Annotated in this window: 11 protein-coding genes; 6 read left to right on the top strand and 5 right to left on the bottom strand. The window is 71.4% G+C overall.

The features are described from left to right. Positions 1-42: 42 nt before the first annotated feature. A complete protein-coding gene (locus KBX08_RS25075; RefSeq protein ID WP_210785827.1) occupies positions 43-846 on the bottom strand; it encodes an MBL fold metallo-hydrolase in 804 nt (267 codons plus the stop codon). A gap of 137 nt (positions 847-983) precedes the next feature. On the opposite strand from KBX08_RS25075, the gene KBX08_RS25080 reads away from it, so the two are divergent. Continuing rightward, positions 984-2,201 carry an NADP-dependent isocitrate dehydrogenase gene (locus tag KBX08_RS25080; protein ID WP_124773753.1) on the top strand — a complete coding sequence of 406 codons (1,218 nt, stop codon included), beginning with the start codon at positions 984-986 and terminating at the stop codon, positions 2,199-2,201. Between the two features lie 350 nt (positions 2,202-2,551). Here the strand turns inward: KBX08_RS25080 and galT are convergent, their stop codons facing one another. The 4 genes from galT to KBX08_RS25100 form a co-directional block, all read right to left on the bottom strand. After that, the gene (gene galT / locus KBX08_RS25085) at positions 2,552-3,628 is read right to left on the bottom strand and encodes a galactose-1-phosphate uridylyltransferase (protein ID WP_210785828.1); all 1,077 of its coding nucleotides are present in this window, start codon (positions 3,626-3,628) and stop codon (positions 2,552-2,554) included. Continuing rightward, positions 3,625-4,449 (bottom strand): DeoR/GlpR family DNA-binding transcription regulator, encoded by an 825-nt coding sequence (locus KBX08_RS25090; protein ID WP_210785829.1) that lies wholly within the window; start codon positions 4,447-4,449, stop codon positions 3,625-3,627. Before KBX08_RS25090 ends, galT begins: the two co-directional genes overlap by 4 nt. A 112-nt stretch (positions 4,450-4,561) precedes the next feature. Then, complete coding sequence (cysC, locus tag KBX08_RS25095; protein ID WP_203122191.1) at positions 4,562-6,091, bottom strand: adenylyl-sulfate kinase; 1,530 nt, start codon at positions 6,089-6,091, stop codon at positions 4,562-4,564. 88 nt (positions 6,092-6,179) lie between these two features. Next, positions 6,180-7,694: a glycosyltransferase family 2 protein gene (locus KBX08_RS25100; protein WP_210785830.1), complete on the bottom strand. Its 1,515-nt coding sequence runs from the start codon at positions 7,692-7,694 to the stop codon at positions 6,180-6,182. A 239-nt stretch (positions 7,695-7,933) separates the two neighbouring features. Here KBX08_RS25100 and KBX08_RS25105 point away from each other — a divergent pair, with 239 nt between their 5' ends. The 5 genes from KBX08_RS25105 to KBX08_RS25125 all read left to right on the top strand — a co-directional run bounded on the left by KBX08_RS25105 (position 7,934) and on the right by KBX08_RS25125 (position 12,107). Then, a complete protein-coding gene (locus tag KBX08_RS25105) occupies positions 7,934-8,848 on the top strand; it encodes an ABC transporter ATP-binding protein (RefSeq protein ID WP_210785831.1) in 915 nt (304 codons plus the stop codon). Next, complete coding sequence (locus KBX08_RS25110) at positions 8,841-9,746, top strand: ABC transporter permease (protein ID WP_210785832.1); 906 nt, start codon at positions 8,841-8,843, stop codon at positions 9,744-9,746. Before KBX08_RS25105 ends, KBX08_RS25110 begins: the two co-directional genes overlap by 8 nt. Next, positions 9,746-10,657 (top strand): ABC transporter ATP-binding protein, encoded by a 912-nt coding sequence (locus tag KBX08_RS25115; RefSeq protein ID WP_210785833.1) that lies wholly within the window; start codon positions 9,746-9,748, stop codon positions 10,655-10,657. The genes KBX08_RS25110 and KBX08_RS25115 overlap by 1 nt, the downstream gene beginning before the upstream one ends. Position 10,658: 1 nt before the next feature. Further along, complete coding sequence (locus KBX08_RS25120; RefSeq protein WP_210785834.1) at positions 10,659-11,369, top strand: ABC transporter permease subunit; 711 nt, start codon at positions 10,659-10,661, stop codon at positions 11,367-11,369. A 93-nt stretch (positions 11,370-11,462) separates the two neighbouring features. Beyond that, positions 11,463-12,107, top strand: coding sequence for a hypothetical protein (locus KBX08_RS25125; RefSeq protein ID WP_210785835.1), 645 nt, complete (start codon positions 11,463-11,465; stop codon positions 12,105-12,107). Positions 12,108-12,150 lie beyond the last annotated feature (43 nt).

Genomic DNA, 12,150 nt, shown 5'->3' on the forward strand with positions numbered 1-12,150 from the left:
TTGGCCGGGCCCCCCTTGGCCGTCCAGCCCCCACCCCGCCGGCTAGCGGGTGAAGGGGGTGAAGGGGGTGCTGAGGTGGGGGGTGGCTAGGGCGGTGGGGGAGTGGGTTCGGAGGGCGGTCAGCCGGGAGGTGCGGGCCTGGTCCGGGTCTTCCTCGTGGGCGTACGCCAGGTGGGGGTCGACGAGTTGCACCATGTGCACCAGCAGGTCCCCGGTGAGCAGCATCCGTTCGTCGGCCGAGGTAAGGAGCACCGACTGGTGGCCGGGCGTGTGGCCCGGGGTGGGCAGCAGGCGTACCGCTGGGGTGAGAGCGGTCTCGCCGTCGACCACCCGGAGCTGGCCGGCGGCGCGCAGGGGCGCGACGAGGCCGGCCGGCAGCCCGGGGTTGAGCGTCTCCGCCGCGTCGAGTTCGGCGCGCTGCAGCAGGTAGCTCGCGTTCGGGAAGTACGGCCGCCCCGGTGTGCCGGTGACCGCCCAGCCGATGTGATCGCTGTGCAGGTGGGTAAGGACGACCGTGTCGACGTCGGCGGGGTCGATGCCGGCGGCGGCCAACTCGGCGGGCAGCCGCCCCGGGACGGGCGCCCAGCTCGCGGCGGGTGCGTCGGCCGGGCCGATCCCGGCGTCGACCAGCGTGACCGGCCCGTCGCCGGCGCGGATCGCGAAGCTGCGGAACGGCAGCCACCACTGCCCGTCGGCGGTCACGGAGCCGGGGTCGCGCCGGTCGGCCTCCGCCCACTGCGCCGCTGTGGCCTGCGGAAACGCCTCCGCGCGGGGCTGGAAGAAGGCACCCTCACCGTCGGTGAGTGCGGTGACCGTGATAGACCCGAGGGTGCGGTTCAGTGGCATCGGACGATGATTCCAGGGCATTCCTGTTCCGCGCAGCCCGGTTCCGCCGGCCGGTCGAGGCCGGCTGGGGGCTGCCGGCCCAATTGCAGTACGCTCGTACTGCTTGAGCACGTGTCCCCCGAGAGGAGCGCCGGCCGATGGCGAAGATCAAGGTAAACAACCCGGTCGTAGAACTCGACGGCGACGAGATGACCCGGATCATCTGGAAGCAGATCCGGGAGCAGCTGATCCTGCCCTACCTCGACGTCGACCTGCACTACTACGACCTGTCGATCCAGCACCGCGACGAGACCGACGACCAGGTCACGATCGACGCCGCCAACGCCATCAAGGAGCACGGCGTCGGCGTCAAGTGCGCGACCATCACCCCGGACGAGGCCCGGGTCGAGGAGTTCGGCCTGAAGAAGATGTGGCGGTCGCCCAACGGCACCATCCGCAACATCCTCGGCGGCGTCGTCTTCCGCGAGCCGATCATCATGTCCAACGTGCCGCGGCTGGTCCCAGGCTGGACCAAGCCGATCATCATCGGCCGGCACGCCCACGGTGACCAGTACAAGGCCACCGACTTCGTCGTCCCCGGCCCGGGCACGGTGACCATCACCTACACCCCGGCTGACGGCGGCGCGCCGATGGAGATGGAGGTCGCCAACTTCCCCGGCGGCGGCATCGCCATGGGCATGTACAACTACGACGAGTCGATCCGGGACTTCGCCCGGGCGTCGTTCCGGTACGGGCTGGACCGCAACTACCCGGTCTACCTGTCCACCAAGAACACCATCCTCAAGGCGTACGACGGCCGGTTCAAGGACATCTTCGCCGAGGTGTTCGAGACCGAGTTCAAGGCCGAGTTCGCCGCCGCCGGCATCACCTACGAGCACCGGCTCATCGACGACATGGTCGCCGCCGCGCTCAAGTGGGAGGGCGGCTATGTCTGGGCCTGCAAGAACTACGACGGTGACGTGCAGTCCGACACCGTCGCGCAGGGGTTCGGCTCGCTGGGTCTGATGACCTCCGTCCTGCTCTCCCCGGACGGCCGGACCGTCGAGGCCGAGGCCGCGCACGGCACTGTCACCCGGCACTACCGGCAGTACCAGAAGGGCGAGAAGACCTCGACCAACCCGATCGCGTCGATCTACGCCTGGACCCGGGGCCTGGCCCACCGGGGCAAGCTGGACGGCACCCCGGCGGTCACCGAGTTCGCCAACACCCTGGAGCAGGTCATCGTCGACACCGTCGAGGGTGGCCAGATGACCAAGGACCTCGCGCTGCTCATCTCGCGCGACGCCCCGTGGCTGACCACCGACGAGTTCATGAACGCGCTCGACGAGAACCTGGCCCGCAAGATCGCCGCCTGATCCAGGCGTACCGCGTCATCGGAGCCCGCCGGCATCCCTGCCGGCGGGCTTCGGCGTGTCCGGCGCCGCCGCGCCGATCGGCGTCACTGCGACCGGCGCGCCTCGTTGACCAGGATGGACGAGATGCCAGTCGCGTCCAGGAAGGTTGACCACGGTCGACCCGCGGCACCCGTGCGCCGATCAGCCAGCCTTCCCGGCTGTGCCGTGCACAGCCAGCCGTCCCTTCCCTGCGGGGGGCCCTGTCCCGGGCCCCCCGCGCCCTGTTTCCCACCAAGCGCAGGCCGCGCCAAGCTCTGGCCACACGCAAGCCGTGCCCCGCCAAGCTAAGGCCCCGCGCACAGCAGGGCTCTTCAGGCGGCGCGCAGCAGGTCGGCGGCGCGTTCCGGAGCGATGTCGTTGATGAAGACGCCCATCCCGGACTCGGAGCCCGCCAGGTACTTCAGCTTGTCAGTGGCCCGCCTGATGCTGAACAGCTGTAGGTGCAGGTGGCCCAGCTCGCGGTCGACCCGCACGGGAGCCTGGTGCCAGGCCGAGATGTATGGCATCGGCATGTCGAACAGGCCGTCGAAGCGGCGCAGGAGATCCAGGTAGAGCGGCCCGAAGGCGTCCCGCTCGCTGTCGCTGAGCGCCGGGATGTCCGGCACCACGCGGTGCGGCGCGACGTGCACCTCGAAGGGCCAGCGGGCGGCCGCCGGGACGAACGCCGTCCAGTGTTCGTTCTCGGTGACCACCCGGTCACCGGTGGCGCGCTCGGCGGCCAGCACGTCCGCGTACAGGTTGCCCCCGCCGGTCCGCTCGGCGTGCCGGCGGGCAGCGGCCAGCAGCGCGCGGGTGCGCGGCGTCACGAAGGGGTACGCGTAGATCTGGCCGTGCGGGTGGTGCAGCGTGACACCGATTTCCACGCCCCGGTTCTCGAAGCAGAAGATCTGCTCGACGCCGGGCAGCGCGCCGAGCACCTCGGTGCGGTCGGCGAGGGCGTCCAGCACGGTGCGGACCCGGCGCGGGGGCAGGCTGGCGAAGGAGGCGTTGTGGTCCGACGTGAAGCAGACTACCTCGCACCGGCCGAGGCCGGGCCGAACCGGCGTGAACGGAGTGATCTCCCCGGGCTCCTCGGCCACCCGACCGCTCAGCGACGGGAACCGGTTCTCGAAGACCACCACGTCGTAGTCGGGTGCGGGGATCTCGGTCAGCCGGTCGCCCACCGACGGGTCGAGAGGGCACTCGTTCGCCGGCGGGAGGAAGGTGCGGGTCTGCCGGTGCACGGCGACCGCCACCCACTCGTCGGTCAACGGGTCGTAGCGCAGCTGCGACGCGGGGGGAGGCGGCGGCAGGTCCCGGCGGTCCGGCTGGTCGCGGACCGCGTCGTCGCGCTCGTCGAAGTAGATCAGCTCCCGGCCGTCGGCCAGGTCGATCGCGGTGCGCTTCACGGCGCCGTCCCCTCGGTTGTCGGCGTGCGCGTCGCGCGGCCCGCCCCTGTCGCCTTGACCATGATCAGTTCGCCCACCTGTTCGCCGAGTACCCGTCGTGCGGGTGGAGGCAACCGGTCGTCGCTGACCAGTACGTGGGCCGCCGCCAACCCGACGATCGAGGAGATGCCGACCGTGCCCCACTTGGTGTGGTCGGCGAGAACCACCAGCTGGTCCGCCGCCGCCACGAGCGCCCGATCGGTCTCCGCCTCCATCAGGTTCGGGGTGGTGAAGCCGGCCCGCTCGGTGATGCCGTGGACGCCCAGGAAGAGCAGATCCAGGTGCAGTGACCGGACGGCCCCGACCGCGAGCGGACCTACCAGCGCGTCCGACGGTGTGCGGACGCCGCCGGTGAGCACCACCGTCTGGTCCGGGCGGCCACCGGCGTGCATGATCTCGGCCACCGGCAGCGAGTTGGTGACGACGGTCAGCTCGGGCACGTCCACCAGCCGGCGGGCCAGCTCGGCCGTGGTGGTGCCGGCGGAGAGCGCGACCGCCGCTCCCGGCCGGACCAGCTGAGCCGCCCGGTCGGCGATGGCGGCCTTCTCCGGCAGTTGGCGGACCGACTTGGCGCGGAAGCCCGGCTCGTCGGTCGAGCTTGGCCCGGTCGTGGTCGCGCCGCCGTGCACCTTGGCCAGCAGACCGCGCTCGTGCAGCGCATCGAGGTCCCGCCGGATGGTCATGTCGGACACGCCGAACTCGCCTGCCAACTCGCTGACCCGGACACCGCCGGTCGAGCGGACCCGCTCCAGGATGGCCGCCTGCCGCTGCTGAGCGAGCATCCGCCGTGCCTCCCCGGACGTCCACGTACCCTCACGCGGTCAAACGTGTTCCAACAAAGATGAACACTAGCGCGTGCCGCTCAGCGGTGGAAGGAACGGGTACGGCGGCGCCTCAGGCGGTGGCGATCTTCAGCTCCACCCAGCCGGTCTCGGTCAGATGGTGCAGCACGGCCTGCACCGCGTCCGCCACGCTCAGGTCGGTGGTGTCGAGCACCAGATCGGCGTCGGTCGGCTCCTCGTACGGGTCGTCGATGCCGGTCATCCCGGTGAGCAGGCCGGCTCGCGCTCGCGCGTACAGGCCCTTGCGGTCCCGTCGCTCGCACACCTCCAGCGGGGTGGCCACGTGCACCAGCACAAAACCCGATCCGGCGGCGAGGGCCATCTCCCGGGCAGTGGCCCGAGCCGCCGCGTACGGGGCGATCGGGCAGCAGATGCCCACCCCACGGTGCCGGGCGATCTCGGCGGCCACCCAGCCGATCCGCCGGACGTTGAGATCCCGGTCGGTCTTGCTGAAGCCCAGTCCGGCGGAGAGTTCCCGGCGCACCACGTCCCCGTCGAGCAGGGTCACCGTGCGGTCGCCGCTCTCCCGTAACGCGTCCGCCAGCCCTCGGGCGATCGTCGACTTGCCGGAGCCGGAGAGACCGGTCAGGAAGACCACCAGTCCTCGCTGCCGACGCGGCGGCCGGGCCCGGGCCAACTCCCGTGCCACAGCGGGCGGGGTGTGCCACTCCGGCAGCGGGAAGCCCCGGTCGAGCAGATCGTCGATCTCCGGCTGGGTCAGCGCCAGCCGGCGGTTGCGCGGTGGGATGTCCTCCCGCCAACGCCACTGCCCGTCGCGGTTGTCGTAGGCGAGTTCACGCGGCACCAGCACCCGCAGCCCGGCGCCGGAGAGCATCTCCCCGGTGGAGAGCAGGTGGGTGACCCCGTACGCGGCCGAGACCCGGGCGCGCAGCAGCGCGTCGCTGATCTCCTCGCGTCGGTGGGACAGCGGCACCGCGACCAGGGTGGCGGGTGGCATCCGGTCCCGCGCGGCGAAGATCGTCCGGACCAGCGCCTCCGGCGGGAGCCCGTCGGCGCCGCCCTCGCCGACCGGGATCATCACGAGCAGATGAGCGGCCAGGGTGCGGGCGGCGTGGGCGATCTGGGCGAGCTGTGGACGATGCAGCGGCCGGTCGGCGATCACCCCGAGCACCCGGCCCGGGGGCAGCAGCGCACGGACCTCCTCCGGGTTACGCCGCAGTCGTTGGAACGGACCGTGTCCACCGTCGCCCAGCCGCCGAACCTGGCCGCCCACTCCCGCCACGCCCTCGCGGACCGGCCAGACGTCGGCCACGTCCAGGGCGGCCGCCGGGGCGCCCTCCCCGTCGGTCAGCACGAGCGCCCGGCGGGCCGGGTCGCGCGGATCGAAGCTCTGCGCCAGGGCGGCCGGCACCTGGAGAACGACAGCGACCTGCCACGGTGTGCCGTCGGCCAGCCGGCCGCGTCGGCTGACCGAGACCAGGTCGGCGCGGGTCATGAAACCGGTCAGAGGGGCGTACGCGCCGGTCAGCAGCAGCTCCAGATCCGCGAGCTCACCGGGACGTGGCGTGTACGCCGGTGCGTCCCGTAGCACCTCGTCGGGCAGCACCCAGCCGTTGCTCATCCACACCCCCCACTCGCTGACCGGCACACAGTTTCGCAGCCGACCGCCCATCGGTCGAGGGCGCCACTCCAAGACCCCCGCGGGCGGGTCAGCGCTTGATCCGTCGGCCTACCGCCGACCGCACCCGGTTCCACACCTTCCGCTCGTCGCGGATCCGGGGTCGCGAGCCGTCGGTCCGGCAGATGAACAACAGCGGCAGTCGCGCGTCCTCGGTCCAGCCCACGTTGGTGATCCGGGCCTTGAGCTGCCAGCTGCCCCTGGTCCGGCCGCCGTTGAGGGCGGCGAAGTCGATCGTGGCGGTGGCCCGGTGCACCAGGTGGACGGTGTCCGCTCCGGTCGTGCCGGTGATCCGCTCGGTCTGGAAGGTGTTCGGAATAAAGATCTCGGCGCCGGTCTCCCGGTGGCGGGCCACCAGGTCCAGGCGGGCCTTGCGCACCTGCGCGGTGGCGTCGAGCACCTCGGGGGCGACCTCTTCCATCGGAAGCATCAGCACGTCGCGGCCATCATCGGCGCGGAACCCGACCGGCTGGTCCGCGGCGCGCAGCTCGGCGGCGACGGTCACCGTGACGGCGTGGTCGACACGTTGGAATTCATCGACAGTGCCGTGTGCGGCGATGCCCGCCTCCCAGCGGGCAAGCCTGCGCAGGTCCGCGACGCGCCCCTGCTCCGCCAGGTACGCCACGGCTCGGAGCAGGGGTGGCAGACCACCCGCGACGCCCGGGGCGAAGCGATCCTGAATGATCTTCTGGATCTCCAGCGCGACCTGCTCCAGCCACGCCTCGCGGGCGTTCAGCAGCCGCTTGCCGCGCAGCCGGCTGAGCATCTCGTTGCGCAGCCAGCGCCGGTGCAGCCGATCCCGCAGCTGACCCGGCTCGGTGTTGGCGTCCACGACGTCCAACGCCTCCCGCACACTGGCGAAGTAGCTCGCCGGGTCCAGCTCGCTCGCGGTGACGTTGCGCGCGTCGCCCCGATGGACGTGGTGGTAGCAGACGTAGTCGGACAGCACTGAGGTGCGCCGGGACAGGAAGTAGGCCCGGATGACCAGTGAGTGGTCCTCCAGCCGACGCTTGCCGCCCTCCGGGAACCGCAGGCCATGCTCGTTGAGGAACGACCGCCGGAACAACTTGTGACAGGTCAGGCTGTCGACCAGCGGGGAGTTGCCGAGGGTGGCGTCGAAGCGGTTCTTGCGGAACAGCTCCCGCGGCACGGGACGTCCGTACCCGGCCATCTTCCCCACCACGATGTCGGCGTCGTTCGCCTTCGCGCAGGCGTAGAGCCGCTCCAGTGCCTCGTCGGCGAACCAGTCGTCGTCGTCGGCGAAGAAGACGTACTCGCCGCGGGCGTGCTCGACGCCGAGGTTGCGCGGACGCGACGGCCAGCCGGAGTTCTCGATGTGCACCACAGTGATGTGCGGGTGCTCGGCGGCCAGCCGGTCCAGCCGCTCCGCCGTGTCGTCGGTCGAGCCGTCGTCGACGAAGATGGCTTCGAACTCGTCGGCGGGCAGTGACTGACGCAGCAGCGAGGCGGCGAGCTTCTCGATGTGTGGGCCGCAGTTGTACGCCGGCACCACGACGCTCACCTTGGGGACGCCCACCTCGGCCATCAGGATCCCTCCCGCGTCGTCGGTCGATCACCGGGCGGGTCGATGCCTGGTGAACGGGAGGTGAATGGTGTCACCTTGGACGGGTCTTTCCCAAGGCGGGGTCGGGTCGGACGCGGGACCGGCGGAAACGTCGCGGGAGCCCTCAGCGGGGACCTTAGGGGTGCGGCGGGGAAAGGATCAGGGGAGTGCCGGGGGCGTGCCGGTGTCTCTGCTGGGCATCGACTCCCTACGCTGGGCCCGTGACACTGATCGCGACCCAGTCGCTCACCAAGACGTACGGAGGTCGGGTCACCGCGCTGGCCGACCTCACCGTCGCCGTCGAGCCCGGGATCATCGGCCTGGTGGGCGCGAACGGCGCCGGCAAATCCACCTTGATCAAGATTCTGCTCGGCCTGATCGCACCAACCAGCGGTCAGGTCTCGGTGCTCGGCATCGACCCGACCGCAGACCCGGCGGCTGTCCGCAACCGGGTCGGCTACATGCCGGAACACGACTGCCTCCCACCGGACCTGTCCGCCGCCGAACTGGTCACCCACCTCGGTCGAATGAGCGGCCTTCCCCGCACCGCGGCCCGCGAGCGGGCCTCGGAGGCGCTGCGGCACGTGGGGCTCTACGAGGAGCGCTATCGCCCGGTCGGTGGCTACTCGACCGGCATGAAGCAGCGCGTCAAGCTGGCCCAGGCGCTGGTGCACGACCCCGACCTGCTGTTGCTGGACGAACCGACAAACGGCCTGGACCCGGCCGGCCGCGACGCCATGCTGGCCCTGGTACACCGGATCGGCACCGAGTTCGGCATCTCCGTGCTGGTCTGTTCGCACCTGCTCGGCGAGGTGGAGCGGATCTGCGACACGCTGATCGCCATCGACGGCGGCAAACTGCTGCGCGCCGACAACATCTCCGCGATGACCTCGGCCACCGACGTGCTCGCCGTCGAGGTCAGCGAGGGCACCGAGGAACTCGCCGCCCGACTCGCCGAGCTGAAACTGCCTGTCGCCCGGGACGGGCGACTGCTCCTCGTGCCGCTCGCCGACGACGGCACCTACGACCTGATCCTCGGTGCGGTCGCCGAACTGGACCTGCCACTGCACCGACTGGACCAGCGCCGGCACCGGGTGGCCGAACTCTTCGCCACGAGGGAGCTCACTAATGCCTGAGCCGTCCACCGCCGCCCTGCGCCCCACGCCGACCGGCGTCATCCACGACATCGGCTACCAACGCTACGAGGGTGCGAGGCTCGGCCGCCGACAGGTCTTCGGCGCGCTCTACCTGCACGGTCTGCGCACCGCGTTCGGGTTCGGGCGCAGCGCCAAGGCCAAGATCTTCCCGTGGCTGGTGGTCGGCATCGTCTCCCTGGTCGCGGTGGCCCTGGCCGCGGTACGCAGCCAGATCGGCGAGCCGGTCGCCACGTACGCCCAGTTCGCCGACGCGATGAGCTGGCTGGTCATCTTCTTCGTCGCGGTCGTCGCCCCGGAGCTGGTCTCTCGGGACCTGCGCAGCGGTGTGCTGCCGCTGTACTTCTCCCGGCCGCTGCCGCGCGCCGACTACGCGCTGGCCAAGCTGCTGGCGCTGGTCACCGCCCTCTGGTTGCTGCTCGGCGGACCCCAGTTGCTGATGTTCCTGGGTGCCGCGTTCACCACCAAGCAGGGCATGCGCGGGGTGTGGAACGAGCTGCTCGACCTGCTGCCCGGCCTGCTCTACGCCGGGCTGTGGGCTGTGGTCTTCGCCTCGGTCGGGCTGCTGGTCGCCTCGCTGACCGGCAAGCGCGCCTTCGCCGCGGGTGGGGTGGTGGCGGTCTTCCTGATGACCACCCCGATCGTCGGGGTGCTGAGCATCCTGCCGTCGCGCGCCGCCAACGAGCTGGCCGGGCTCGCCTCACCCTCCACGCTGGTGCAGGGGGTGGGCATCTGGTCGCTGGGTGACCTGCTGGTCGAGGGCGATCCGGGCGAGATGATGATCGGCGGGTTCGGCCCGGTCTACGCCCTGGCCGCGGTGCTGCTGGTCGCCGGCGCGACCGCCCTCCTGCTGGCCCGCTACCGGAAGGTCGCCTCCTGATGAGCACGCTGAGCCTGACCGGGGTGTCCCGGTGGTACGGCAACGTGGTCGCTGTCAACGACATCAGCATGGTCCTCGGCCCGGGCGTGACCGGCCTGCTCGGCCCGAACGGCGCCGGCAAGACCACCCTGCTGCACATGATGGCCGGGTTCCTCGCCCCGTCACGCGGCACTGTCACTCTCGACGACGAGCCGACCTGGCGAAACCCCGACGTCTACCGGCGGCTGGGGCTGGTCAGCGAGCGGGAGGCGGTGCAGGGTTTCCTCACCGCGTACGAGTTCGTGCTGGCCAGCGCGAAGCTGCACCGGCTGCCCGATCCGGCGGCCGCGGCCCGACGGGCGATCGACCTGGTGGAGCTGGAGTCGGCGCAGGACCGCCGGATCGGCACGTACTCCAAGGGCATGCGCCAGCGTGCCCGGGTGGCCGCCGCGCTGGTGCACGACCCGCAGGTGCTGCTGCTCGACGAGCCGTTCAACGGCATGGACCCGCGTCAGCGGCTGCACATGATGCAGCTGCTGCACACCCTCGGTGACGCCGGCCGGACGATCCTGTTCAGCTCGCACATCCTGGAGGAGGTCGAACAGGTCTCCGGAACGGTGCAGGTGATGGTGGCCGGCCGGTTGGCCGCCTCCGGCGACTTCCGGACCATCCGCCGGTTGATGACCAACCGCCCGCACGTCTTCGCGGTGCGCTCCACCGACGACCGGGCCCTGGCCGTCGCGCTGATCGCCGAGCCGTCGGTCAGTGGGGTCGAGTTGGACCCAACGGGCCTGACCGTGCGGGCCGGTGACTACGGCGCGTTCACCCGGGCGCTGCCCCGGATCGCGCTGAACAAAGGCATCCGGGTACGCCAGCTGGTGCCGTCCGACGAGTCCCTGGAGAGTGTCTTCTCCTACCTGGTGGAGGCCTGACATGTCGACAGTTACCTGGATCACCGCGCGCGGGTTGTTCGGCCGACGTCGGTTCCTGCTGCTGCTACCGCTGCCGTTGGTGCTGCTCGGGTTGGCCGTGCTCTGCCGGTCGCTGGGGGTGGACCCGGGCGAGTGGGGGCCGCCGGTGCTGGTCGGCCTCGGGCTGGCCGTGGTGCTGCCGGTGGTCGCGCTGATCATCGGCACGGGCGTGCTGGGCGCCGAGATCGACGACGGCACCGTGGTGCACATCCTGACCAAGCCGCTGCCGCGCTGGCAGATCGTGCTGCCGAAGCTCGCTGTCGCCGCGGGGGTAACCGCGGTCACCGTGGCGGTGCCGCTCTACGTCGCGGGCGTGCTCGCCGATTCGGTACGCCTCGGACTGGCGCTGGCGGTCGCGGCGGCGCTCGGCGCGCTGGCGTACTCGGCGCTGTTCCTCGCGCTCAGCCTGGTCACCAGGCGGCCGGTGCTGCTCGGGCTGGTTTACGTGCTGATCTGGGAGGGGCTGCTGGGCAACTTCGTCAGCGGCACCAAGGTGCTCTCCATCCAGCAGTACGTGATCGCCCTCGCCGACCGGATCGCCCCCACCGGGCTGCTGGAGACCAGCGTGTCGGTGCCGGTGGCGTCGGTGATGACCGCGCTGGTCAGCGTCGGCTTCACGGTGCTCGCCATCGACCGCCTGCGTTCGTTCAGCGTGGCTGGCGAGACGAGCTGACAGCCGTGCGGGACGCTGTTCCGGCCAGCCCCCGCGCGGCGGTAGGGCTGGCCGGATGGACCGGTCGGGCCACGTCGGGCCAGGCTGGTGGGCGTGAGCGTCGAAGCGGAGCGGACGTCGTTGGCTGAGCCATACTCCCGGAGCAGCCGGCCGTGGCTGACCAGCCTGGCCGTCGCCGGGCTGGCCTGTGCCACTGTCGCCACGGCGGCTCAGGGCAGCGGCCAGTTCCACTGGTGGGCGGTGTTCATCCTGATCCCGGCCGCGTTGATCGCGGCCAGCGGTGGGCCGTTGCTGGCTCGCGGCGGCGGACGGGCCTTCGCCGGGTACATGCTCGCCTGCGTCGGCACCATGGTCTTCGCGGTCGGCGCGCTGCTGATGTTCGGCGTGATGGGGCGAGGTTGGCCGCTCATGGTGGTGCTGCCCTGCCTGGCGGTGGCCGGCACCTACGGCTGGCGCGCGGCCCACCCGTTGGCCCGGGGCCTGCACCGGGCGGTGGCCCTGCTCGCGCTGACCGGAGCGCTGCTCGGCGTGACCCTGCAACTGATCCGGGTGGATCTGATCCACCTGGAGACCGGTTGGTGGGGCGCGTTCCTGATGCTGGCCGGGGCCATCGTGCTGGGCAACGCGGGCGAGCTGACCCGGCACCGGATGCCGTACCGCCTCCAGGCGATCACCCTGCTGGTGGGGCCCGCCGTGATCGCGTTCCTGCTCGGGCTGCGCTTCCTGCGCGGCTGGTGACCCGCCGGTCCGCCGCCGCCCGAGCGGGCGGCGGCGGCCCCGG

This window comes from Micromonospora sp. H61, assembly GCF_018070325.1.
GTDB lineage: Bacteria > Actinomycetota > Actinomycetes > Mycobacteriales > Micromonosporaceae > Micromonospora > Micromonospora salmantinae.